This is a genomic window from Microbacterium flavum, assembly GCF_018717645.1.
GTDB classification, from domain to species: domain Bacteria; phylum Actinomycetota; class Actinomycetes; order Actinomycetales; family Microbacteriaceae; genus Microbacterium; species Microbacterium flavum.
Genome location: NZ_JAFLHG010000004.1, coordinates 83,797 through 107,850, shown reverse-complemented (window position 1 = coordinate 107,850; position 24,054 = coordinate 83,797). Strand labels below are relative to the sequence as shown.

At 71.4% G+C, this 24,054-nt stretch carries 24 protein-coding genes; 17 read left to right on the top strand and 7 right to left on the bottom strand.

Features of this window, described 5'->3' with window-relative positions; translation table 11 throughout:
* Positions 1-20: 20 nt before the first annotated feature.
* Both J0P97_RS05620 and J0P97_RS05615 read right to left on the bottom strand, forming a co-directional pair.
* A complete protein-coding gene (locus J0P97_RS05620) occupies positions 21-1,034 on the bottom strand; it encodes a glycoside hydrolase family 6 protein (protein ID WP_282836952.1) in 1,014 nt (337 codons plus the stop codon).
* Between the two features lie 58 nt (positions 1,035-1,092).
* The gene (locus J0P97_RS05615; RefSeq protein WP_246539840.1) at positions 1,093-1,653 is read right to left on the bottom strand and encodes a peptidase M23; all 561 of its coding nucleotides are present in this window, start codon (positions 1,651-1,653) and stop codon (positions 1,093-1,095) included.
* Between the two features lie 1,752 nt (positions 1,654-3,405).
* Between J0P97_RS05615 and J0P97_RS05610 the strand changes: the two genes are divergently transcribed.
* The 4 genes from J0P97_RS05610 (at position 3,406) to glmM (ending at position 6,448) form a co-directional block, all read left to right on the top strand.
* Positions 3,406-3,918 (top strand): hypothetical protein, encoded by a 513-nt coding sequence (locus tag J0P97_RS05610; RefSeq protein ID WP_215486797.1) that lies wholly within the window; start codon positions 3,406-3,408, stop codon positions 3,916-3,918.
* A gap of 213 nt (positions 3,919-4,131) precedes the next feature.
* Entirely contained in the window at positions 4,132-4,578 is a 447-nt protein-coding gene (gene rplM / locus J0P97_RS05605) for a 50S ribosomal protein L13 (RefSeq protein ID WP_215486796.1), read from the top strand.
* Between the two features lie 26 nt (positions 4,579-4,604).
* Positions 4,605-5,090, top strand: coding sequence for a 30S ribosomal protein S9 (rpsI, locus tag J0P97_RS05600; RefSeq protein ID WP_215486795.1), 486 nt, complete (start codon positions 4,605-4,607; stop codon positions 5,088-5,090).
* 14 nt (positions 5,091-5,104) lie between these two features.
* On the top strand, positions 5,105-6,448 hold the full coding sequence (gene glmM, locus J0P97_RS05595; protein WP_215486794.1) for a phosphoglucosamine mutase: 1,344 nt from the start codon (positions 5,105-5,107) through the stop codon (positions 6,446-6,448).
* Positions 6,449-6,485: 37 nt separating this feature from the next.
* Here glmM and J0P97_RS05590 read toward each other — a convergent pair whose 3' ends face one another.
* Complete coding sequence (locus J0P97_RS05590) at positions 6,486-7,427, bottom strand: Ppx/GppA phosphatase family protein (protein ID WP_215486793.1); 942 nt, start codon at positions 7,425-7,427, stop codon at positions 6,486-6,488.
* Positions 7,428-7,510: 83 nt separating this feature from the next.
* Here J0P97_RS05590 and coaA point away from each other — a divergent pair, with 83 nt between their 5' ends.
* The 10 genes from coaA to J0P97_RS05540 all read left to right on the top strand — a co-directional run bounded on the left by coaA (position 7,511) and on the right by J0P97_RS05540 (position 16,512).
* On the top strand, positions 7,511-8,512 hold the full coding sequence (coaA, locus tag J0P97_RS05585; protein WP_215486792.1) for a type I pantothenate kinase: 1,002 nt from the start codon (positions 7,511-7,513) through the stop codon (positions 8,510-8,512).
* A gap of 125 nt (positions 8,513-8,637) precedes the next feature.
* On the top strand, positions 8,638-10,488 hold the full coding sequence (glmS, locus tag J0P97_RS05580) for a glutamine--fructose-6-phosphate transaminase (isomerizing) (protein ID WP_215486791.1): 1,851 nt from the start codon (positions 8,638-8,640) through the stop codon (positions 10,486-10,488).
* A 205-nt stretch (positions 10,489-10,693) separates the two neighbouring features.
* Positions 10,694-11,077: a holo-ACP synthase gene (locus J0P97_RS05575; protein ID WP_215486790.1), complete on the top strand. Its 384-nt coding sequence runs from the start codon at positions 10,694-10,696 to the stop codon at positions 11,075-11,077.
* On the top strand, positions 11,074-12,237 hold the full coding sequence (gene alr, locus J0P97_RS05570; RefSeq protein WP_308163445.1) for an alanine racemase: 1,164 nt from the start codon (positions 11,074-11,076) through the stop codon (positions 12,235-12,237). The genes J0P97_RS05575 and alr overlap by 4 nt, the downstream gene beginning before the upstream one ends.
* A 16-nt stretch (positions 12,238-12,253) precedes the next feature.
* Positions 12,254-12,757 carry a tRNA (adenosine(37)-N6)-threonylcarbamoyltransferase complex ATPase subunit type 1 TsaE gene (locus tag J0P97_RS05565; protein WP_215486789.1) on the top strand — a complete coding sequence of 168 codons (504 nt, stop codon included), beginning with the start codon at positions 12,254-12,256 and terminating at the stop codon, positions 12,755-12,757.
* A gap of 40 nt (positions 12,758-12,797) precedes the next feature.
* Positions 12,798-13,631: an aldo/keto reductase gene (locus tag J0P97_RS05560; protein WP_215486788.1), complete on the top strand. Its 834-nt coding sequence runs from the start codon at positions 12,798-12,800 to the stop codon at positions 13,629-13,631.
* Between the two features lie 70 nt (positions 13,632-13,701).
* Positions 13,702-14,382 carry a tRNA (adenosine(37)-N6)-threonylcarbamoyltransferase complex dimerization subunit type 1 TsaB gene (gene tsaB / locus J0P97_RS05555; protein ID WP_215486787.1) on the top strand — a complete coding sequence of 227 codons (681 nt, stop codon included), beginning with the start codon at positions 13,702-13,704 and terminating at the stop codon, positions 14,380-14,382.
* Positions 14,379-14,879, top strand: a complete 501-nt coding sequence (gene rimI / locus J0P97_RS05550) for a ribosomal protein S18-alanine N-acetyltransferase (RefSeq protein ID WP_215486786.1) — start codon at positions 14,379-14,381, stop codon at positions 14,877-14,879. The genes tsaB and rimI overlap by 4 nt, the downstream gene beginning before the upstream one ends.
* Positions 14,880-14,974: 95 nt before the next feature.
* A complete protein-coding gene (tsaD, locus tag J0P97_RS05545; RefSeq protein WP_215486785.1) occupies positions 14,975-16,039 on the top strand; it encodes a tRNA (adenosine(37)-N6)-threonylcarbamoyltransferase complex transferase subunit TsaD in 1,065 nt (354 codons plus the stop codon).
* Entirely contained in the window at positions 16,036-16,512 is a 477-nt protein-coding gene (locus J0P97_RS05540) for a hypothetical protein (protein ID WP_246539839.1), read from the top strand. Before tsaD ends, J0P97_RS05540 begins: the two co-directional genes overlap by 4 nt.
* On the opposite strand, the gene J0P97_RS05535 is transcribed toward J0P97_RS05540, so the two are convergent.
* Positions 16,509-17,696 carry a class I SAM-dependent methyltransferase gene (locus J0P97_RS05535; RefSeq protein ID WP_215486784.1) on the bottom strand — a complete coding sequence of 396 codons (1,188 nt, stop codon included), beginning with the start codon at positions 17,694-17,696 and terminating at the stop codon, positions 16,509-16,511. The two genes, J0P97_RS05540 and J0P97_RS05535, sit on opposite strands and share 4 nt — an antisense overlap.
* 76 nt (positions 17,697-17,772) lie before the next feature.
* Positions 17,773-19,059 (bottom strand): extracellular catalytic domain type 1 short-chain-length polyhydroxyalkanoate depolymerase, encoded by a 1,287-nt coding sequence (locus J0P97_RS05530; RefSeq protein WP_246539838.1) that lies wholly within the window; start codon positions 19,057-19,059, stop codon positions 17,773-17,775.
* Positions 19,060-19,312: 253 nt separating this feature from the next.
* Between J0P97_RS05530 and groES the strand changes: the two genes are divergently transcribed.
* From groES to J0P97_RS05515, 3 genes are all read left to right on the top strand, one after another.
* Positions 19,313-19,609, top strand: a complete 297-nt coding sequence (gene groES, locus J0P97_RS05525; RefSeq protein ID WP_215486782.1) for a co-chaperone GroES — start codon at positions 19,313-19,315, stop codon at positions 19,607-19,609.
* A gap of 161 nt (positions 19,610-19,770) precedes the next feature.
* Entirely contained in the window at positions 19,771-20,727 is a 957-nt protein-coding gene (rarD, locus tag J0P97_RS05520; protein WP_215486781.1) for an EamA family transporter RarD, read from the top strand.
* A 162-nt stretch (positions 20,728-20,889) separates the two neighbouring features.
* On the top strand, positions 20,890-22,155 hold the full coding sequence (locus J0P97_RS05515; RefSeq protein WP_215486780.1) for an ABC transporter substrate-binding protein: 1,266 nt from the start codon (positions 20,890-20,892) through the stop codon (positions 22,153-22,155).
* Positions 22,156-22,323: 168 nt separating this feature from the next.
* Here J0P97_RS05515 and J0P97_RS05510 read toward each other — a convergent pair whose 3' ends face one another.
* Both J0P97_RS05510 and J0P97_RS05505 read right to left on the bottom strand, forming a co-directional pair.
* Positions 22,324-23,025: an ABC transporter ATP-binding protein gene (locus J0P97_RS05510; protein ID WP_215486920.1), complete on the bottom strand. Its 702-nt coding sequence runs from the start codon at positions 23,023-23,025 to the stop codon at positions 22,324-22,326.
* 74 nt (positions 23,026-23,099) lie between these two features.
* Entirely contained in the window at positions 23,100-23,975 is an 876-nt protein-coding gene (locus J0P97_RS05505) for an ABC transporter ATP-binding protein (protein WP_215486919.1), read from the bottom strand.
* Positions 23,976-24,054: the final 79 nt, after the last annotated feature.

The following is a 24,054-nucleotide window of genomic DNA, read 5'->3' as shown; positions in this document are numbered from 1 at the left end:
CTCGGTCAGTACTCGCCATGCTACCGACGCGCCACACGGGTGAGTTCCTCTGCCGCCGCAGGCCACCAGCGGCCTGCGGCGGGGCCGCCGTTGCAGGGGCCGTCGCTTTCGCCGGGAGGCTTGATCCACACGTTGGTGTCGACGACGTCGTCGCCGAGCGCGCCGGCCAGGTCGCCGACGAGCCGGCCGGGCGGATTGCACCACTGGCCGTTCGAGCCCGCTCCGTTGCGGGACGTGTCGATGAGGGCGTGGGCGTCTCCGCCGAGGTCGGCGGCGACGGCGTGGGCATAGGCGATCTCGGCATCCGTCGCATTGAAGTTCGACACGTTGAGACTGAACCCGCGCACACCGTCTCCGCCGACGGCACGGAGCAGGCGTGCCTGCTCCGCAGCGGGATGCCAGTTCGAGTGGCCGCCGTCGAGGTAGATCCACGAGCCCGGTCGTTGGAGTGCGGCGATCGCGGGGCGGAGCTCGGCGACCCGCTCGGTCAGGTTTCCGCACTCCTCCGCGAGCGCGAGGCTGTCGGGCTCGAGGACGATCACCGCCGGGACGTCGGATTCCGCGCGCAGAGCCGCTCCGATCTCCTCGATCCAGACGGGGTAGTCGGCCGCGGACAGGCCCCCCGCGGAGTGGTTGCCGCAGTCGCGCCCGGGAAGGCCGTAGATCACCAGGGCGAGCACCGCCTGCTGGGCACGCGCCTCGCCGGCGAGGAGCCGGAGGCGCCCGCCGGCTGCCCCGATCGGGTCGCGCTCGGGGGTGAACCAGTACGCGGTCGGCTCGGCGGCGAGGTAGGTCGCGGCGTCCCGCGCTGCGCCGCTGTCGGTGGTGGATGCCTCGGCGGCGGAGGACTCGGCGAGAACGGCGAAGCGCGTCCCCGGAGCGGGGGTGTGGGCGCCGGCGCCGCCGAAGAGTGCGGGCAGGCCTCCGACGAGCGCGGCGATCCCGACGGCGATCGCGGTGGCGCCGGCGAGCGCGGCGACGATCCAGCCCGCGCGGCGGGGGCGACGGCGCTCGTCGGCACGGGGGGTGCTCACGGAGCGACTCTAGCCCGGTCGACGGACCGGCACGCCCCGCCCACTCAGGGCGCCACCGCTACCGCGCGAGCCCACTCGCCCGCCCCGACAGCTCCTCGACGAGGGCGACCGCCGCCGGCCAGTACCGCGCGTAGTGGTCGGGGTCCCGGTTGATCTGCGCGCGGTGTGCGACGAGCGTCGGTGCGAGCGAGTCGCGGTCGGGGACGCGGTCGACCATGGCCCGGTAGAACAGGAGGGAGGCGGTGGCCGGGTCGAGGCGCTCATCGCGCGACCCCCAGGCATCCTGCTGCTGGAAGAGTCCGATCGAGGTGGTCGGAGTGCCGTCGGGGTTGGTCACCCCGCTGGTCTGCGCATCGCCGTAGTCGATGTTGCGGAGCGACGACTCGCCCATCGCCGTCATGACGGCGATGGCCTGGTCGCGTACGGAGAGCCCCAGATCACTCCCGGCGCTCATGATCGACACCGCGTTCTCCCGCTGCTCCGGGTCGTACGGGGAGACGGCGCGTGGGCTCGGCGGTGGGAGAAGGTCTCGAGGTGGGGAGAGCGCGACCGCGCCCGCGGCGAGGACGAGCGCGACCGCGAGGACGGGGAGGATGCCGACCACCACGGTCGACCACACGGTGCGCCGCCGCCGATCCCTGGCGCGGCGCCGGGCGTTCGGCGTGGCCGTGCGGGTGGCCTTGCGCGCCGGTCCGGGACGCCGACGCGGCGCCGTCGCGCGAGGCCGGGGGTGAGCCCGGCGACGGGGCCGGCGGCGGGGAGCGGGACGCGCCATCGATCGAGTGTGTCACACCTCGCCGGGCGGGTGGCCCTGGCGCGTCCAGACCCCTCTCTCGCGCGCGTCTCTATGGCCCGCGCCGCATATATCCGCGCACCGCGGCCCAACCCGCTGCCCGGCGCGTCGCGTTGGCGCGGCGGGCGGACGACCGGGTAGTGTTCGAGGCGTCGCGACGCCCCCCGGCGCGACGGTCGATCGGAACCCGCACCTCTGATCGTCGATGACCCCCGGTCGTGTCCCCAACGCGATCGGCCGGTGGCTGCCGACCCCCCGCGTGCAGTCACCCCGAGGGGGTCGAGTCGATCTCGGCCCCCTCGCCTCTCTCCTATCCTTCGACCCGGTCCGCTACATTGAGGATCAACTGGGAGCGGGTGATGACGTACCGAGATGCGCTGAACCCCGCAGCGGTGGCGGCCACGTACTGGAGCGCCGCGACCGGCGGAAGGTTCTTCACGAGGTGGAGCGGGGCGCTCTCCTTCGTCGTCGCCGGTTTCGTCCTCGTGCCGCTCGTCGGCGGTGGAGGCGCCTACCGCCATGCGGTGGTGGCATCCATCCTCGTGTGGTGCCTCCTCGCCGTCGTCGTGGGCTTCGCGGCCCTGGCGGAACGAAACCTGACGCGCCCGCGCAGCCGCGGCGTCCTCGTCACGGCGACGCTCGTCGTGGTCGCCGCGGTGCGTCCGGCACTGAACGAAGCGATGCTCGACGCGCTCTACGGGCAGCGCTCCGGCGAACCGGCCGTGTCGCGCGTCCTCACGAACCTCCTCGTGGCGTTCACGCTCTTCTCGGCGGTGGCGATCATCACGGCCTCCCGCCGCCGTCGTCGCGCTGCCACCGCCCGCCTCGCCGACGCACTCGGTCGGCTGGACGGTGCCTCGGCGCGGATCGGTGAGCGCACGGTCGATGTGCAGGCGCTTCTGGGCCTCGCCGTCGACGAGCTGCGCGCGTCGCGCGAGACGATGCTGGCGCGCCCGGTGGATTTCGACGCGGTCCGCGACTACTCCGAGCTGGTGCGACGCGCGAGCCACCGATTCGAAGAACTCGCGGCGGAACCGGATCGCCTGCCCGACACCTGGACGGCGCGCCACGCGCCGATCTCGGAGGACCGCCGCGGTCGGCTCGCGCCGCCCCCTCTTCTGTGGGTCGGACTGCTCTACGCGCTGTTGTGCACCCCGTTCATCCTCACGGCCGCTCCGAGCCTCGGCGTCGTGGCGCTCGCGATCGTCGCCGTCGTCGGCATCGACCTCGTCGCGGGCGCCGCGTTGCGCCTGGGGAGGCGATTCACTCGATCGGGCGGCTCCTCCGCGGCGCTGTTCCTCATCGTCTGGCTCCTGGCCGGGGTCGTCGCCTCCGGCGTCGCGCGACTCCTCCTCCCCGGAGCCGGTGCGGCGCTGCTCGTACCGCTCTTCGCCCTCCCCGCGATCGCGGTCGTGCTCGCGGTCGCGATCGACGCGGTGTCGCGCGCCCGCATGCAGGAGGAGAACTCCACCCGGGAACTCGCGCGCGACCGCCGCCTTCGCCGCGGAGTCGGATCGGCTGCGCGGCGCGCTGCGCCGGGCGGGCTCGATCCTGCACGGTCGCGTCCAGGGGCGATGCGTGATCTTCGCCGCCCTCGCCGACGAGGAGCCCCCGACGCCGGAGCAGACGGAGCGGTTCCGCGTGCAGACCGATGCGGCGCTGGACGAGGTGCGGGACGTCTTCGTGCCGACATCCGGCGCCAGGGCGGACACGTCGCGCGAGGTGCGGGGAGAGCGGATGGACGCGTTCACCCGTATGCTCGCCGGCTGGCGCCCCGTCCTGAGTATCGAGACCCGGATCGCGGACGCCGCCGTCGAGGTCATCCAGGGATCGGGAGAGTGCTCGGTGATCACCGAGGTGGTCAACGAGGCGCTTGTCAACGCCGTGAAGCACTCCGGCGCGCACGAAGCGCGGATCGACGTCTCGGAGTCAGGCGACGAGGTGTTCGTCCGGGTGGCTTCGCCGGGCCGTCTTCCCCGCCCCGTCGTCGCGACGCGCCCCTTCGCCGGGTCCACTCTGCTCTACCAGGACGGCGTCGACGTCGTCCTCGAAGCCACGATTCCCGCAGCCGTGGTCACCGCCGGCGGCTGAGAAGACGGGTTTGGCCGTGGCATCCGCATGGCGTAGACTCGATCTTTGGTGTCCGCCCCCGGGTGCACTCGCGGACCGGATGCCATCACGAACGTGAGCCCTCCACTGGCGTCTTCACCGCTCGAACCCCGACAAGCTCGGGGACCGGCAGGCGAAGCACCCCGGAGCGGGATTCACGAACCTCTCCGTTCGAATCAAGAAAGCAGCACTACTGTGACGCGCACCTACACCCCCAAGGCCGGTGAAGTGACCCGCGAGTGGGTCGTCATCGACGCGACCGACGTCGTCCTCGGACGCCTCGCCTCGCACGCCGCCCGCATCCTTCGCGGCAAGAACAAGCCCACCTTCGCGAACCACATCGACACCGGTGACTTCGTGATCGTCATCAACGCCGAGAAGGTCGCGCTGACGGGTCAGAAGCTCCAGAAGAAGATGGCGTACCGCCACTCGGGCTACCCGGGCGGCCTCACGGCGACGTCCTACGCCGAGCTCCTCGAGAAGCACCCGACGCGCGCCGTCGAGAAGGCGATCCGCGGCATGCTCCCCAAGAACAGCCTGGGTCGCCAGCAGCTGTCGAAGCTGAAGGTCTACGTCGGGTCCGAGCACCCGCACGCTGCCCAGCAGCCCACCCCGTACACCTTCGACCAGGTCGCCCAGTAAGCGCCGCCAAAACCAAGGAAACGAATATGGCGAACATCGCTGACTCCATCGAAGACGCTCCCGAGAGCTACACCACCGAGAGCGAGGCCACTCCGGCCGCCGCGGCACCGCGCCCCGTGCTCTCCGTCCCCGGCGCCGCCGTGGGCCGCCGCAAGCAGGCCATCGCCCGCGTGCGCCTCATCCCGGGCTCCGGCACCATCACGGTCAACGGTCGTGAGTTCGAGGACTACTTCCCGAACAAGCTGCACCAGCAGCTCATCACCGACCCGTTCACGCTGCTCGACCTGACCGGCGCGTACGACGTGATCGTCCGCATCTCCGGCGGTGGCCCCTCGGGCCAGGCCGGCGCGCTGCGTCTCGGCATCGCCCGTGCGCTGAACGAGATCGACACCGAGAACAACCGCCCGGCGCTGAAGAAGGCCGGCTTCCTCTCGCGCGACGCCCGCGTCATCGAGCGCAAGAAGGCCGGTCTCAAGAAGGCCCGCAAGGCTCCGCAGTACTCGAAGCGCTGATCGGCATCCCACCGATGGCACTGTTCGGAACGGACGGTGTGCGGGGCCTCGCAAACGGCTCCCTCACCGCCGATCTGGCGCTCACCCTGGCCCAGGCGACTGCTGTCGTCCTGGGCCAGGGCCGTATCGCGTCGGCGCGCAAGGCGGCCGGCAAGCGCCTCACCGCGGTCGTCGCGCGCGATCCGCGCATCTCCGGGGAGTTCCTCTCCGCGGCCGTCGAGGCGGGGCTCGCCTCCTCCGGCGTGGACGTCCTCGAGGCGGGCACTCTGCCGACGCCCGCCGCGGCATTCCTCATCGGCGACATCGACGCCGACTTCGGCGTGATGATCTCGGCGTCGCACAATCCGGCGCCCGACAACGGCATCAAGATCTTCGCGCGCGGAGGCGTCAAGCTCCCCGACGTCGTCGAGCAGCGGATCGAAGAGGCCATGACGGGTCCGAAGCTCCAGCCGACCGGAGCCGCCGTCGGTCGCGTGACCCGGTTCTCGGATGCCGAGGACCGCTACGTCATCCACCTGCTCGCCTCCCTCCCGCACCGCCTCGACGGGCTGCACGTCGTCGTCGACTGCGCCCACGGCGCGGCATCCGGCGTCTCTCCCGAGACGTTCCGCAACGCCGGCGCGAAGGTCACCGTCATCGGCGCGGACCCCGACGGGCTCAACATCAACGACGGGGTGGGCTCCACCCACCTCGACAAGCTGGCCGCCGAGGTCATCCGCGTCGGCGCCGACGTCGGCATCGCCCACGACGGCGACGCCGATCGCTGCCTCGCGGTCGACGCGGACGGCCGGGTCGTCGACGGCGACCAGATCATGGCGATCCTCGCGGTCTCGATGAAGGAGCGGCGCGTCCTGCGCGACGACACCCTCGTCACCACCGTCATGAGCAACCTCGGGCTGCACCGCGCGATGGCCGCGCACGGCATCGCCGTCGAGACGACGGGCGTCGGGGACAGATATGTCCTGGAGCGTATGAACGAGGGCAAGTTCAGCCTCGGCGGTGAGCAGAGCGGCCACGTGATCATGAGCCGGTACGCCACGACCGGCGACGGCGTGCTCACGGGGCTCCACGTCTGCGCCGAGATGGCCCGCACCGGCAAGACGCTGGCGGAACTGGCATCCGTCATGACCGTCTTCCCGCAGGTGCTCATCAACGTGCGCGGCGTCGAGCGCTCGCGCGCGACGGATGCCGACGTCGCCGCCGCGGTCGAGCTCGCCCAGGCGGCGCTCGGTGACAGCGGACGCGTGCTCCTGCGACCGTCCGGCACCGAGCCGATGGTCCGGGTCATGGTCGAGGCCGCCTCGCAGGCGGATGCGCAGCGGGTCGCCGAGGACCTCGCCGCCATCGTCCGCGCCTGACCGTCTCTCCCGTCCGCGAGGGCTGGGGGGACGCGGGTCAGGTGGGTTCGGACCAGCCGAGGGACTCGATGTAGCGCAGCAGCACGCCTTCGCGCAGGGCCCACGGGCTGACTTCGAGCTCGTCGACCCCGAGCGCCGACATCGCAGTGTGCAGGACCACCGCGCCCGCCACGATCTGGAACGTGCGATCGGCGGTGATGCCGGGGAGCTCCTGCCGGGCGCTCGCGGGCAGGCGCGACAGGCGGGGGATCCACGATCCCAGCGAAGCCAGCGGCAGACGCCAGCGCTCCTGTCCCGACCATCCGGGCGCCGGATAGCCGGCGAGCTTCGCGAGCGAGCGGATGGCCTTCGACGACCCCACGACGTGATCGGGCCGGGGCTGGTCGGCCATGAGGTCGACCACGGGCTGCAGGACCCCGCGCGCGTGGGCGCGCAGCGCGGCCACGGCATCCGCACCGGGCGGGTCCTCGGGCAGGAACTCGATCGTCATGCGCCCGGCGCCGAGCGGAACGGATGCCGCGACGTCGGGCAGCTCGTCGGACCCGGCCGCGAGCTCGAGCGAGCCGCCGCCGATGTCGAACAGGAGGATCTGCCCCGCCGACCAGCCGAACCAGCGGCGCACCGCGAGGAAGGTGAAACGCGCCTCCGACTCGCCGCCCAGGACCTGCAGCTCCTGGCCGAGCGCCTCCTCGATGCGCGCGATCACCGCGGCGCCGTTGGTCGCCTCGCGGACGGCGCTCGTCGCGGTCGCCAGCAACTCCACCACGTTCTCGCGCTCGGCGACCTGACGTGCCTCGGTCACGGCCGCGACGAGGGCGTCGACGCCGTCGTCGCTGATCGAGCCGTCCTCCTGGAGGTAGCGCATGAGGCGCAGCACGGTGCGCTTGCTCGTCGTCGCGAGCGGGCGGCCGCCGGGGCGGACGTCGGCGACGAGCAGGTGGACGGTGTTGGAACCGATGTCGAGGACTCCGAGGCGCACGAGTCGACAGTAGCGTGCACGGTCGCCCTCGCCGGCGCGGACCGCGACGCCGCCGGAGCGGGTGCGCCGGTAGAGTGGGCGCGATGTCCACCGAGGAGCTTCCCGCATACGGCGATGCGGCCGCCCAGATCGGCGACGGCCAGACTGGTCAGCCGGGCGCGCTCGACCCGCTGCTGTACCGCGAGATCGATCGCGCCGAGTGGGCTGAGCTCGCCCCCGGCATCCCGTCACCGCTGACGGAGACCGAGGTAGTCCAGCTGCGCGGCATCGGCGATCGGCTCGATGTCACCGAGGTGCGCGAGGTGTACCTGCCCCTCAGCCGGCTGCTGTCGACCTACGCCGAGAACACGAAGCGGCTCGGCGCCGAGACATCCGCGTTCCTCGGCGAGAGCGACACCACGACCCCGTTCGTCGTCGCGGTCGCCGGGTCCGTCGCGGTCGGCAAGTCGACGATCGCGCGTCTGCTGCGCGAGCTGATGAGCCGCTGGCCGGGAACCCCGCGCGTCGAGCTCGTCACGACCGACGGGTTCCTCTACTCCAACGCCGAGCTGGAGCGGCGCGGACTCATGGCGCGCAAGGGATTCCCGGAGTCGTACGACCGCCGCGCCCTCGTCCGGTTCCTCACCGACGTGAAGTCGGGAGCCCCCGAGGCGCGGGCACCCTTCTACTCCCACGTGCGCTACGACATCGTCCCCGACGCGCATGTCACGGTGCGTCGCCCCGACGTCGTCATCGTCGAGGGCCTCAACGTGCTCTCTCCTGCGCCCTCACCGCACGACGTCGCCGTGAGCGACCTGTTCGACTTCTCCATCTATGTGGATGCCGACGACACGGACATCGCGCAGTGGTACGTCGATCGCTTCCTCGCGCTCCGCCAGGGGGCGTTCAGCAACCCGAGCTCGTTCTTCAACGTGTTCGCCGGCCTCTCCGACGCCGAGGCCGTCGAGCGGGCGATGGGGTTCTGGAACGACATCAACCTGCCGAACCTCCGCGAGAACGTCGAGCCGACCAAGCATCGCGCGACCCTCGTCCTGAAGAAGGCGGCCGACCACGCCGTCGAGACGGTGCTCCTGCGCAAGCTCTGAGAGCCCGGCGTGGGCGCGCCCCCGGCGGCATCCCCGCCCGGCTCCGCGGCCCCGTCCCGGCGGCCTGTTCAGCCACGGCGGTTTGCGAGGACCCCGCGCAAAAACCCGGGATTACCCTGTAATCCATGTGTGGAATCGTCGGATACGTGGGCCCTCGCGACAGCCAGGCCATCCTGATCTCGGGTTTGGCGCGACTCGAGTACCGCGGATACGACTCCGCCGGCATCGCCGTGATCGACGCCGCCGGCGACCTCGACATGCGCAAGCGCGCGGGCAAGCTGCAGGTCCTGCGCGACGACCTCGCCGCTCACCCGATGCCGGACGGGACGACCGGCATCGGACACACGCGCTGGGCGACGCACGGGGGTCCGACGGATGCCAATGCGCACCCGCACCTCGCCGACGACGACAAGCTGGCCGTGATCCACAACGGCATCATCGAGAACTTCTCCGAGCTCAAGGCCGAGCTCCTGAGCCTCGGCTACACGTTCCGCTCGGAGACCGACACAGAGGTCGCCGCGGTCCTCCTCGGTCACGAGTACCAGGCATCCGGCGACCTCGTCGCGGCGTTCCGCGCGGTCGCGAAGCGCCTCGAGGGCGCGTTCACCCTGCTCGCGATGCACCAGGACCAGCCCGGCCTCGTCGTCGGCGCGCGCCGCAACTCCCCCCTCGTGATCGGGCTGGGGGAGGGGGAGAACTTCCTCGGCTCGGACGTCGCGGCGTTCGTCGAGCACACGCGGAGCGCCCTCGCGATCGGTCAGGACGAGATCGTCGCGATCACCCCCGAGGGCGTCACGGTCACGGACTTCGCCGGCGAAGAGGTCTCCGTCGAGCCCTTCGAGGTCGTCTGGGATGCCTCGGCCGCCGAGAAGGGCGGATGGTCCTCGTTCATGGCGAAGGAGGTCTCGGAGGAGCCCGACGCCGTCGCGAACACCATCCGCGGACGCGTCCACGACGGACAGGTCGTCATCCCGGAGCTCGAAGGCCTCGACGACCTGTTCACCGGCATCCGCCGCGTCATCATCGTCGCGTGCGGGACGGCCGCCTACGCGGCGCAGACCGGCGCCTACGCGATCGAGCAGTGGACCCGCGTCCCGGTGAGCGTCGAGCTGGCGCACGAGTTCCGCTACCGCGACCCGGTCATCGGCGACGACACGCTCGTCGTCTCGATCAGCCAGTCCGGCGAGACGATGGACACCCTCATGGCCGTCAAGTACGCGCGCGAGCGCGGCGCGCGGACGCTCTCGATCTGCAACACCCAGGGCGCGACGATCCCGCGTGAGTCCGATGCCGTGATCTACACGCACGCGGGGCCGGAGGTGGCGGTGGCATCCACGAAGGCGTTCGTCGCCCAGATCACGGCGCTCTACCTCTTCGCCCTGCACGTCGCACGCCTGCGCGGCTCGCTGCCCGCTGTGGAGGCCGCGGACCACGTGCGCGAGCTCGAAGCGGTGCCGGCGAAGATCCAGCGGGTGCTCGATGAGGAGCAGGCGCACATCGAGCAGTTCTCGCGCTGGATGGCCGACACGCAGTCCGTGCTCTTCCTCGGGCGCCACGTCGGGTACCCGATCGCTCTCGAGGGGGCGCTCAAGCTGAAGGAGATCAGCTACATCCACGCCGAGGGCTTCGCCGCAGGTGAGCTCAAGCACGGCCCCATCGCGCTGATCGAGCCGGGGCAGCCGGTGTTCGTCCTGGTCCCCTCGCCCCGCGAGTCGGCCGAGCTGCACAAGAAGGTGGTCTCCAACATCCAGGAGATCCGCGCGCGCGGTGCCCGCGTCATCGCCGTCGCCGAAGAAGGGGATGCCGCCGTGCTCCCGTTCGCCGACGAGGTGCTGCGCATCCCGCTGGCCGGACCGTTCTTCGAGCCGCTGCTCGCGGTCGTGCCGCTGCACATCTTCGCGATGGGCCTGGCGACGGCCAAGGGACTCGACGTCGACCAGCCGCGCAACCTCGCCAAGTCCGTCACGGTCGAGTAGACGCGGGATCCGCGACCCCCGCCCCGCCCCGCTCGCCTCGCCTCGCCCCGCCTCGCCCCGCCCCGCCTCTGGCCGCGAGACACCCCCGGCGCACCGAGACTCCACGCGTGCACCGGTGTCTCGGCGCGCAGACGGTGTCTCGCGGGCAGGTCGGGGGCGCGGGGCGGACGCGGGGCGGGCGGGGGTGGTGGGTAGGGTGGATGCCGTGATCGTCGGTATCGGCGTCGACCTCGTCGACATCCCGCGCTTCGAGCGTTCGCTGACGCGCACGCCGCGCCTGCTCGAGCGGCTGTTCGCCCCCGCGGAGCGCACGCTGAAGCCGCACTCGCTCGCCGCGCGCTACGCCGCCAAGGAAGCGCTCATCAAGGCGCTCGGCGGCTCCGACGGCGTCCACTGGACCGACATCGAGGTCGCGTCCGAACCGAGCGGTCGGCCGGTCTTCGCCCTGTCGGGGGAGACGGATGCCACCGTCGCCGCACGCGGCATCACCGCCCTGCACCTCTCCCTCAGCCACGACGCCGGCCTCGCGACCGCGTACGTCGTCGCCGAGGCATCCGGCGCGGCATCCGGCGCGGGGGCTCTCTCGTGAGCCGCCTTCCCGCCGGAACGATGCGCGAAGCGGTCATCGACACGATGGCCATCACCGAGAATGTGCGGCACCTGCGCCGCCTGACCGATGCCGAGGTCATCGCCGTCGTCAAGGCGGACGGCTACGGGCACGGCGCCGTCCGCTCCGCGCTCGCGGCGCTCGCCGGCGGCGCCACGCGCCTCGGGGTCGCGGACATCGGCGAGGCCCTGGCCCTGCGCCGCGCTGGGATCGACGCCCCCGTCCTCGCCTGGCTGCACGCGCCCGGCGTCTCCTTCGCCGAGGCGGCCGTCGCAGGGATCGAACTCGGCATCTCGAGCTTCGAACAGCTCCTCGCCGCCTCCGACGCGGCATCCGGAGGTCGCCCCGTCACGGTGCAGCTGAAACTCGAGACCGGACTCGGGCGCAACGGACTCGCTCCCGCCGACCTGCCGCGGGTGTTCGCCGAGGCCGCGCGTCTGGAGCGGATCGGCCGACTCCGCGTGATCGGGATCTTCAGCCACCTCTCCAATACGAGCGCCGACGAGGACCGCGCCGCGCTCGCGCGCTTCCAGGACGCGCTCGCGCTCGCCGCACGACACGGACTCACGCCCTCGCTGCGACACATCGCCGCCTCCCACGCGGCCATCGATCTGCCCGAGGCGCGGCTGGGCTGCGTCCGCATCGGGATCGCGATGTACGGGCTGTCCCCGTTCCCGGACCGCACCTCCGCCAGCCTGGGACTCCGCCCCGCGATGTCCCTGCGCGCCGCCGTCGCGGCCGTCCGGCGGGTGCCCGCGGATCAGGGTGTGTCCTACGGGTACACGCACCGCACGGACACCGAGACGACACTCGCCCTCGTCCCGCTCGGGTATGCCGATGGCGTGCCGCGCGCCGCCTCCGGAGGAGCCGCCGTCCGCATCGGCGGCGCCACGTTCCCGGTCGCGGGCCGTATCGCGATGGACCAGTTCGTCGTCGACGTCGGAGATCATCCCGTCGCGGTCGGCGACGAGGCGATGCTCTTCGGCGACCCCACCCTCGGCGCCCCGCCGGTGGAGGCGTGGGCGGATGCCGCCGGCACCATCAACTACGAGATCGTCACCCGCATCGGGCCCCGCGTGCCGCGCACCGCCGGCGGATCCTCGGGAAATGAATCGGCCGCCCGCGGCGTTCGGACCGAGTGATGAACACGGTGATCGCATGAGCGGGTTGGACGCCTTCGTGGGCGAGCGGGAGGTCTCCTCTCCCGAGGAGATGGAGGACCTCGGCCGCAGGCTCGGGGCGGCGCTTCGCCCGGGCGACCTCGTCGTTCTGACGGGTCCGCTCGGCGCGGGCAAGACGACCCTCACCCGCGGCATCGCGGCGTCCCTCGACGTCCGCGGACGCATCCAGAGCCCCACGTTCGTCATCGCCCGCACCCACCCGGCTCTCGGCGACGGGCCCGCGCTCGTGCACGTGGATGCCTATCGCCTCGGCACCGACGGTGAGCTCGACGACCTGGACATCGACTTCGCGCACTCGGTCGTCGTCGCCGAATGGGCCGCCCCGTTCGCCGCGGCCGTCGCGGACACGTGGTGGGAGGTCGAGATCGACCGGGGCTGGAGCGGCACCGGCGTCGACAACGCCTGCGGCACCGCCGGTCCGCACGCGGCGGCCATGGAGGATGCCGCGCCCCGCCAGGTTCGCATCTCCCGCCGTCCCTGACGCGGCCCCACCTGCCCCCTCCGCATGCCAGGCTGGAGGCATGACGACGGTTCCGCTCCTCACCCTCAACGACGGCCACACCATCCCGCAGCTCGGTTACGGGGTCTTCAAGGTCGACCCCGGCGAGACCGAGCGTCTCGTCAGCACGGCCCTCGAGGTCGGCTACCGGCACATCGACACGGCCGCCGTCTATGGGAACGAGGAGGGTGTCGGGCGCGCGATCGCGGCGAGCGGCATCCCGCGCGACGAGCTGTTCATCACGACGAAGCTGTGGAACAGCGAGCAGGGGTCCGAGCGCGCTCGCGGCGCGATCGAGGCGAGCCTCGAGCGTCTCGGTCTCGACCACGTCGACCTGTACCTCATCCACTGGCCGCGCCCCGACCTCGATCTCTACGTCCAGACGTGGCAGCAGCTCGAGTCCTTCCGCGGTGAGGGGCTCACCCGCTCGATCGGCGTCTCGAACTTCCACCGCCCGCACCTCGAGCGTCTGCTCGCCGAGACCGATACGGTCCCGGCGGTCGACCAGATCGAGCTGCACCCCGCGTTCGCGCAGCGCGACCTCCGCGCCTTCGCCGGGGACCGCGACATCCGCATCGAAGCGTGGGGACCCCTCGGGCAGGGCAAGTACGACCTCTTCGGCGAGGACGCGGTCGCTGCGGCCGCCGCGGCGCACGGCGTCACGCCGGCCCAGGTCGTCCTCCGCTGGCACCTCGACCACGGCATCATCGTGTTCCCGAAGTCGTCCACGCCGGAGCGGATCGCGCAGAACTTCGACGTGTTCGGCTTCGACCTCACGGCGGACGAGGTGGCGGCCATCGATGCCATCGACCGGGGCCAGCGCGTCGGCGCCGATCCCGACGCCGCGACCTTCTGAGGCGGGGGGCGGCCGGCGTGAGGACCTGCCGGCAGAGCTCGCCCGCCGCGGCCCCGGTACCCTGGATGACGTGATCCTCGGCATCGACACCTCCCTCGGCACGTCGGTCGCCGTCACCGACTCCGACGGCGTCGTCCGGGCCGAGTCATCCAGTGACAACCCGCTGGGACACGCCGAGGCGATCGGCTCGCTGCTCACGACCGCTCTGACGGATGCCGCGCGCGGCCCGATCGGGCAGACCGGGGCGGGCGAGCCCGTCGTCCTCACGCACGTCGCGGCCGGGATGGGACCCGGCCCCTTCACGGGCCTGCGGGTCGGCATCGCCGCTGCGCGCGCGTTCGCGCTCGGACGCGGCCTCCCCGTGATCGCCGTGCCGAGCCATGACGCCGCGGCGCTCGCCGTCTTCCTCGGGCGCGCTCTGGCCGACCCTTTCGGCGACGTGCCGCGCTTCGCGGTCGTGACCGATGCGCGGCGCCGCGAGTTCGCGTTCTCGGTCTACGACGGCATCGACGACGACGGCATCCCGGTGCGCGTCGAGGGACCGCTCCTCACCCCGCGTGACCGCATCGATGACGAGCTCGCGGCGCTCGATGCCGAGCGGCGCGACGTGACGTCGATCCCCGCGTCGATGATCGCCACCCTCGCCGCGCGGGCGGCGGCCGCCGGTCGCACCCTGGCCGGACCCGAGCCGCTCTACCTGCGCGCCCCGGATGTCACGCTGCCGGCGGCCCGGAAGCGGGTGGGCGTATGAGCGACCTGCGCGCCGCGACACCCGCCGACCTCGACGCGATCATGGCGATCGAGCACGCCGCCTTCCCCTCCGACGCGTGGAGTTCCGCGATGATGGGCGCCGAGCTCGCATCGCCGCACAGTCACTACGTGGTCGCCGAGCGGGCCGGACGCGTCGAGGGATACGCCGGGCTGCGCGCGCCCCGCGGGGCGCACGACGCCGACATCCAGACGATCGCCCTCGCCGAGCCCGCCCGGGGTCGCGGCACGGGGCGCGCGCTCCTCGTCGCGCTGCTGGACCAGGCGTCCCTGCGGGGAGTGCGCCACGTCTTCCTGGACGTCCGGGCCGACAACCCCGTCGCGCAGAACCTGTACGCGTCGGAGGGCTTCCAGGTGATCGGCACGCGCGTGGGCTACTACGCCGCCGACGGGGTGGATGCCATCGTCATGCAGCTCGACGTGGTGGCGTGGGCCGCCGCGCGGGCCCCCCAGTCCAGCGAGGCGGGAGCCTGCACGTGAGCCGCGTCTCGTCAGCAGGCCCGAACGGCACCCGCCGCGCCCGAGGAGGCGCCGCGGCCCGATCGCCCCTGCTTCCGGAACGGAGTCTCTGAGCCATGGCTGCCACCGAACCCCTCGTCCTCGGGATCGAGACGAGCTGCGACGAGACCGGCATCGGGATCGTCCGCGGCAGGACTCTCCTCAGCAATACGATCGCCAGCTCGATGGACGAGCACGCGCGCTACGGGGGTGTCGTCCCCGAGGTCGCGGCGCGCGCGCATCTGGAGGCCCTGCAGCCGGCGATCGAGGCCGCCGTCGCGGAGGCGGGCATCGGGCTCGACGACCTCGACGCGGTCGCGGTCACGAGCGGTCCCGGTCTCGCCGGCGCGCTCATGGTCGGCGTCGGCGCGGCGAAGGCGCTCGCGGTCAGCCTCGACAAGCCGCTCTACGCCGTGAACCACCTCGTCGGGCACATCGCCGCCGACATCCTGGCGGGGGACGAGGTCGAGTACCCGACGGTCGCCCTTCTCGTCAGCGGCGGCCACACGTCGCTGCTGCTCGTCCGCGACCTCGTCTCCGACGTCGAACTCCTCGGCGAGACCGTCGATGACGCGGCCGGTGAGGCCTTCGACAAGATCGCGCGCATCCTGGGACTGCCCTACCCCGGCGGCCCCGAGATCGACCGCGCGGCGGCGACCGGCGATCCCACGGCGATCCGCTTCCCGCGCGGGCTGTCGCGCGCGTCCGACATGGCCGAGCATCGATACGACTTCTCGTTCTCGGGGCTGAAGACCGCCGTCGCGCGGTGGATCGAGCAGGCCGAGGCCGCCGGCACCCCGATCGACACGGCGGATGTCGCGGCCTCCTTCCGCGAGGCCGTCGTCGACGTGCTCGTGACCAAGGCGCTGGATGCCTGCGACCGCTTCGGCGTGCCGCGTCTCCTCCTCGGGGGAGGCGTCATCGCGAATCGGCGCCTGCGGGAGGTCGCGCTCGCACGGGCGGCGGAGGCGGGGGTGGCGGTCCGCATCCCTCCGCTGAGCCTGTGCACCGACAACGGCGCCATGATCGCCGCGCTCGCCGCCCAGCTCATGGCGACGGGGCACGCGCCGTCGACCCTCGCGTTCGGCGCGGATTCGACTCTTCCCGTCACCGAGATCCAGGTCGCGGGGGTGACCGCATGAGCGACGGCGATCAGCGGCGCGACGGTCGGCCGGAGGAGCGCGCGGCCCGTGCGGGCGAGCCGCCTCCCGCGCTCCCCGATGACCTTGCGCCGGCTGCATCGGCGGCGCTGCCGGGCGAGCACCGCGGCGGATTCCAGCGCGAGTTCACCGAGCCCGTGCCGATCACCGAGTCCGTCCACACCGACGCCGCGCACACCGGCCCGGACGTGCGGTGGGCACCCGTGCCGCCGTCGATGCCGCGGAGCGCCGCCTGGGCGCTCGCGTTCTCCGTCGCGGCAGTCCTCGTCTCGCTGCTGGTCGGCTGGGGCTTCCTCATCGGCGTCCTCGGCGGGGGGCTGGCGATCGCCGCGCTCCGCCGTCCGTGGGAGTCGCGCCCCGTGGCGGTGTGGGCGCTGTGCCTGAGCCTCCTCTCCCTTCTCTACAGCGCCGGATGGCTGTGGTGGGCGTCGACTCAGGGTCCGCTCTTCGGCTAGACCCGGTCGGCGAGGAGGGTGACGCGGCGGTCGCCGATGCGGGTCACGATCAGGGTCGCCGCCGCCGCGCCCTTCAGCTTGAGCCGGGCACGGAGCGTCGCTGGATCGACATCGACCGCGCGCTTCTTGATCTCCAGCGTCCCGATCCCGCGTTCGCGCAGAGCGCGGGAGAGGGCCTTCACGTCGTTCGGCAGGGTCTCGCGTATGCGGAAGCTCTGGACGAACGGGCTGGATGCCTCCGTGTCGGATGTCAGGTAGGCGACTTTCGGGTCGAGCATGCCCGCATCGATCGCCCTCGCCACCTCGCCGATGAGCCGCGCGCGGATGACCGCGCCCTCCGGCTCGTGGAGGTACGCGCCGAGCGGGCGGACCTCGGCATCCGGAGCATCCGCGGCCGCCGTGAGCTCCGCGGCGCGGCCGCCGCGGATGACGAGCGCCGCGCGGCGCACACCGGGGCGCGCGAGGGAGCCGGTCCAGACGACGAGCTCGATCGTCGAGCCGTCGACGGAGATCCACTGCGCCTCGGCGTCCTGCGGGATCTGCGTGCGATCGAAGCCGGGGCCGAGCTTGATCCCCGCCGGACGCCGGGATGCCACCTCCCACACCCACTCGAGAGCCGGTGACCACTCCGCCGCACCGACCCGCGTCGTCTCGCCGTGCCCTGCGGTGCGGCGAGCGGGGTCGAGCCACACGGCATCCGCGTCCGCGAGCTCGACCTCCTCGGCGCGGGCGTGCAGCACCGTCGCCGCGTCGCCGAAGGGAGCGAGGTTGTAGGCGGCCAGCGCGGCGGTCACCTCGTCGACGTCGACGGCGAGGACGTCGAGCCCGATGCCGGCGAAGGCGAGCGAGTCGCCGCCGATCCCGCAGCCGAGGTCGGCGACGCGCTCCACCTCGGCGCTTCGGAACCGCCCCGCATGGCGTGCGCCGATCTCGAGGCGCGTCGCCTGCTCGAGGCCCGCGCGGGTGAAGAGCATCCGGTCCGCGAATGCGCCGAACTTCGTTCGAGCCCGCGTTCTCAGACGCGCCTGGCCGACCACCGCGGAGACGAGGTCGGGCGAGAGGCCGGCCGCGCGCAGTCGTGACACGGTGGCGGCCGCCTCATCGGTGCTGTCGATGCCGCCGACCTCGTCGAGGAGCCGCAACCCCTCTGGAGTCAGCAGCGCGGTGAGCTCGGCGAAGTCCATCGCTCCAGCCTAGGGTTCCGCCCCGGGGCGGGCCCGCGCCGCCGCGGCACGGGCCCACCGGGATCTGCGGGAGGTGTCAGCAGCCGCCCACCTTCTTCCACACCGATGCCGATGTCTGCTGGAGACTCACCACCGTCGCGTCGCCCTGACCGAGGTAGTCGAGGCTCCCGAGTGCGTAGTACGGGTTGTACGGGTTGACGCCATAGCTCGTCGCGCGCCCCGCCGCCTTGTGCGCGGCGTTCGTCGCCGTCACGCAGCCCGTCGGGGTCGGCGTCGCGGTCGGGGTGGGCGTCGCGGTCGGGGTGGGAGTGGGCGTGGGGGTCGCGGTCGGGGTGGACGTCGGAGTCGGAGTGGGGCTGCCGCTGCGATCGACGCGGCGGTTGTTGTCGAAGAAGAAGCCCGTGACGTAGGCCGGGTAGTCGATGCTGTTCGTCGACACGTACGAGCCGCCGGGGCCGCCGCCCGCCGGCCAGTTGTGGCCGAGGCCGGTGTTCTGGATGAGCGAGACCCGCGGGCCGGCGGCATCCGCGTACAGCGTGCCGGATCCGGCGGTGTTGCTGCCCGCCAGCGTGCTGAGGCTGAACGACGACGTCGTGCCCGCGCCGTAGATCGACGCCATGATCTGCGCATTCAGCGTGTTGTAGCCGGGGGCGACAGTCGTGTCGTTCGATCCGTAGACGACGGAGGTCAGCTGGGAGGCGAAGGCTCCGGATGCCGAGCCGGCGAACCCCGTGCAGGTGTTCCGGCCCTGGGTCTGCGAGACGGCGACGCTCGAGATCTGGCCCGACGTGGTGCCGACCGTCGGGCCGGCATTGATGCCGATCCCGGCGAAGACGTCCGGGGCGAGGCATCCCATCACCATCGTCTCGCCGCCGCCCGACGACAGCCCGGAGAGGTAGACCTGGTCATCGTCGATGCCGAGACCGGCGCGTCCGGTCAGCGCCGTCACGAGGCCGAGCAGGTTGTCGTCGTGTCGGGCGGGTGCGGTGCGCGAGTGGTTCGCGTCGTAGTAGTCCCAGCAGCCCAGCACGACGCCGCCGTTCGGCGCGTCGGGGAGGGCCACCACCATTCCGTACTTCTCGGCCGTCGCGGCCCAGTTTCCGGCGCTCTGGAGCACCGACGCGGTCTGCACGCAGCCGTGGAGGCTCACCATGAGGGCGCGGCCGGCGGGAAGGGCGGGGGCGCTGGCCGGGGTGTAGAGCCGAACGCTCATGCCGGCGATCGTCTCGGTGGTCCAGCTGCCGGTGGCCGCGGACGCCGGTGCGGCGAGGGGCCCGGCGACGGCGCCGACCACGAGCGCGGCGGCGGCGGCCACCGCGGCGAGTGCGCGTTTCCGGAACGAGGGGATTCGAGGGGATGTCATCGTCGACCTCCAAGGGAATGCCTCCGACATCGTCCGCGCGTCGTTGCCCGGAGATCCCGAACGGAGGCCTGACGTCGATGTTAGATGAGACACGATTCAGGCACCAGGTACCCTCCTCGCGACATACGGCTGGCACTCGCGTTGCACGAGTGCCAGCCAGACTCTAGACTTGCCATTAGCACTCCGACCCATCGGGTGCTAATCAGTCTTTTCCGTGACAGCGGCCATGCGCCGCACCAGAAAGAGGTGAACCGTGTCGGTTTCCATCAAGCCGCTCGAGGATCGCATCGTCATCACGCAGGTCGAGGCCGAGCAGGTCACGTCCAGCGGTCTCGTCATCCCCGACACCGCCAAGGAGAAGCCCCAGGAGGGCGAGGTCGTGGCGGTCGGACCGGGTCGCATCGACGACAACGGCAACCGCGTGCCGCTCGACGTCGCCGTCGGCGACCGCGTCATCTACTCGAAGTACGGCGGCACCGAGGTCAAGTTCGGCGCGGACGAGTACCTCGTCCTCTCGGCCCGCGACGTGCTCGCGGTCGTCGTTCGCTGACACGCCGCTCCACAGTCGGTACGAGGGGCCCGGATGCCATGGCATCCGGGCCCCTCGCCGTGCCACCATGCGGCGCGTGCGCGCTCGGATGGCGGTGATCCGCCGGGTTCTGTCCGCCGAGCCGCGCCGCCGCCGGTCACGACCGTTCTAGGCTGGCACTCATGACAGATGAGGCTCCCCGCGGTCGCGCCGGCGGGCGGGCGCCGCGGTCGGAAGAGGCGGTCGGAGGCATCTATGCCTTCGCCGCGTACTTCCTCTGGGGGTTCATGCCCCTGTACTTCCTCCTCCTGGCCCCGATCGGGCCCTGGGAGATCGTCGTCTGGCGCATCCTCTTCTCGCTCGTCTTCTGCGCGATCCTGCTCACCGTCACGCGCACCTGGGCAAAACTCGTCGCGATCCTCCGCAACCGGCGGCTCGTCTTCTGGACGATCGTCGCCGGCCTTCTCATCTACGTGAACTGGCAGGTCTTCCTCCTCGGCATCCTCACCGGCCACGTCATCGAGGGGAGCCTGGGCTACTTCATCAATCCGATCGTCACCGTGCTGCTCGGCGTGCTGGTTCTCGGCGAGAAGCTCCGCACCGCGCAGTGGGTCGCGATCGCATTCGCCGCCCTCGCCGTGATCGTCATCATCGTCGCCTACGGCTCCTTCCCCTGGATCGCGCTGACGCTCGCCGCGTCGTTCGGGACCTACGGCCTGGTCAAGAAGCAGATCGGACCGAGCGTGGATGCCATCAGCGGGCTCACCCTCGAATCGCTCTGGCTCACGCCGATCGCCCTCGTCCAGCTCGTCGTGGTCGCCTCCACGACCGGCCTGGTCTTCGGGACCCAGGGCCCCGGGCACACGACGCTCGTCGCCCTCGCCGGAGTCGTGACCGCCGTTCCTCTGCTGCTGTTCGCCGCGGGGGCCCGCCGCGCTCCGCTCACCGTCATCGGACTCCTCCAGTTCGTCGCGCCGATCATGCAGTTCCTCACGGGCTGGTGGATCCTCGGCGAGCCCATGCCGATCGAACGCTGGGTCGGCTTCGGACTGGTCTGGGTCGCGCTCGTCCTTCTCAGCGTCGATTCGGTGCGCCACGCCCGCCGCTCCCGCGTCGCCGTCGCCACCGACCTCATCTGACCCGCCGGAGCTCGCGGGAGCGGGGTCGTTATCGCACCGTGATCGCCCCGTGACACACCGTTAACGCATTGCAACATTGCGGAGACGTCGGCCCGATTAGGTTTGAGCCACTGGCGCGGCACCCCGAGTCCACGCCGTGTTTCATTCACAGCAAGGAGCAACATGAGCGTCTTCACACGTTCGGGTGCAGGCAAGGTCGTCGGCGCCATCGCCGTCGGCGCTGTCAGTGCCGTCCTTCTCGCCGGCTGCGCCGGCGGCGGAGGGTCGACCACGCCCAGCGAGAGCCAGGGCCCGATGAAGGACCTGACCCTCAAGATCGGCAGCGTCCTGCCCCAGACCGGAAGCCTCGCCTTCCTCGGCCCGCCGGAGCAGGCCGGTGTCCAGCTCGCCGTCGACGAGGTCAACGAGGCGAAGAAGGGCATCACCGTCGACTTCACCCCGGGCGACTCGGGCGATGCCGACAACAAGGCCTTCGAGACGACCGTCCCCAAGCTGCAGAGCGAGGGAGTCTCGGCGATGATCGGTGCCGCGGCATCCGGCGTCACCAAGCTCTTCCTCGACTCCAACGTCGACGCGGGCATCATCACCTTCTCGCCCGCCAACACGTCGCCGGACTTCACGACGTGGGACGACAAGGGCCTCTACTGGCGCACGGCTCCCAGCGACCTGCTCCAGGGCGAGGTGCTCGGCAACCTCGTGGCCGAGGACGGCCACAAGAACATCGGCATCATCTACCAGAACGATGCCTACGGCACCGGTCTGTACGGCGTCGTCAAGGAGGTCTTCGAAGGGACCGGCGGCAAGGTCGTCTCCGAGGCGTCCTACAACGACGGCGACAGCTCGTTCGATGCGCAGGTCGCGACGATCATGGCCGCCAAGCCGGACGCGATCGTCCTGATCACCTTCGACCAGTTCAAGACGATCGCTCCGCTGCTGGTGAACGCCGGCGCCGAGGCGAAGAACTTCTACCTGGTGGACGGCAACCTCTCGAACTACGGCAGCGCGGTCTCGGTGTCCCTCGAGGGTGCCAAGGGCACGCTCCCCGGCCCGGAGCTGACGGATGACTTCGAGAAGCGCCTGAACGAGTCGTGGACCGCCGCGGGCAACCCGGCCCTCGAGGACTACTCCTACTCGGCGGAGTCGTACGACGCCGTCGTGCTGCTCGCCCTGTCCGCGCTGGCCTCCGGTGGCACCAGCGGCGCCGACATGTCGTCGAAGCTGCAGGAGGTCTCGGGCGGCTCGGGAGACGGGACGAAGTGCACGTCGTTCGCGGAGTGCGCCGACATCATCAACGGCGGCGGTGTCGCGGACTACGACGGCTACTCGGGACCGGTCACCTTCAACGAGGCCGGCGACCCGACGGAGGCGTCGATCGGCATCTTCCAGTACGGCGCCGACAACATGTACACCCGCGTCGAGACCCGCTGAGCGTCTCGCGCACACAGAGAGGGCCCCGGAGCGATCCGGGGCCCTCTCCGCGCGTCCGGCGGCTCCGCAAGGGGCATGGGCGTGATGCCCGCGGTCACACGCTCCGGCCAGGCACGCGAGAGGGGCCGGATGACGTGCATCCGGCCCCTCTCGCGTGCGTGAAGCCTGTCAGTGGGCCTCGTCGCCGAGCGTGCCGAGGTACAGGCCGATCACCTGCGGGTCGTTCAGCAGCTCTCGCCCCGTGCCCTGGTGCGCGTCGCGCCCCTGGTCCAGGACGTAGCCGCGGTCGCAGATCTGCAGACAGCGGCGGGCGTTCTGCTCGACCATGATCGTCGTGACACCCGCCTTGTTGATATCCGAGACACGGATGAACGCATCGTCCTGTCGGACCGGTGACAGCCCCGCCGACGGCTCGTCGAGCAGCAGCACCGACGGATTCATCATCAGCGCGCGACTCATCGCGACCATCTGCCGTTCGCCACCCGAGAGCGAGCCCGCGCGCTGCTTGAGCCGCTTGCCGAGCTCGGCGAAGATGCCGGTGACGAACTCGAGGCGTTCGGCGTAGGCCTTCGGGTTCTGGAAGAGCCCCATCTGCAGATTCTCTTCGATCGACAGCGAGGGGAAGACGTTGTTGTTCTGCGGGACGAACGCGACGCCGCGGTGCACGAGCTTGTCGGCCTTGAGGCCGACGATCGACTCGCCGTTCAGCGTGATGTCACCCCCGCGCACCTTCACCAGACCGAAGATCGATTTGAGGAGCGTCGACTTGCCGGCGCCGTTCGGGCCGATGATGCCGATGAGCTCGCCCTTGCGGGCGACGAGGTTGGCGCTGTTGATGATGTTGATCCCGGGCAGATAGCCCGCCGTCATATCCTTCACCTCGACGACGATCTCGTCCGAGGAGGTCGGCGACGGCGCGGCCGCGGGGGCGGGGCTCGAAACGGTCACTTCTGCTCCTCCTCGGCCTCGGCCAGGGCCGCGGCCTCGTCTTCTTTGATCTCCTCGAGAAGCTCCTGCGCAGACGCGTCGAGTTCGCCCGAGACCCTCCCGGTGACGACACCGAGATCCACGTCCTGGTGGCTGCCGAGGTACGCGTCGATGACGGCCTGGTCGGCCATGACCGTGTCGGGCGGCCCCTCGGCCACGACCTTGCCCTCCGCCATCACGACGACCCAGTCGGCGATGTGACGCACCATGTGCATGTCGTGCTCGACGAACAGCACGGTCACGCCCAGGTCCTTGAGGTCGAGGATGTGGTCGAGGAGCGACTGGGTGAGCGCCGGGTTGACACCGGCCATGGGCTCGTCGAGCATGACGAGGTTCGGGTCGCTCATGAGGGCGCGCGCCATCTCGAGGAGCTTGCGCTGGCCGCCCGAGAGCGACGCGGCGAAGTCCGCCTCCTTCGCATCCAGCTTGAATCGCTGGAGGAGGCCGCGCGCCTTCTCCTCGTTCGCGTCCTCCTGACCTCGCCAGACCACCGGGAAGAAGGCCTGCCAGAACTTCTCGCCGCGCTGCTTGGGCGCTCCGAGCTTCATGTTCTCGAGAACGGTCAGCAGCGAGAGGGCCTTGGTGAGCTGGAAGGTGCGCACCTGGCCCATGCGGGCGACCTTGAACGCCGGGATGCCGGCCAGGCTCTTCCCGTCGTAGGACCACGTGCCCGTATTGGGCTTGTCGAACCCGCAGAGCAGGTTGAACAGTGTGGTCTTCCCGGCCCCGTTGGGCCCGATCAGGGCGGTGATGGCGCCCCGGGGGATCTCCAGGTGCTCCACATCGACGGCCGTGAGACCGCCGAAGCGGCGGGTGACCTTGTCGACCACCATGATGGGGTCGTTCTTGGCGACCCCGGGTACACCGGGACCCTTCGCGAGTCCGGTCGCCTTCGGCCGGGGGATGCTCCCC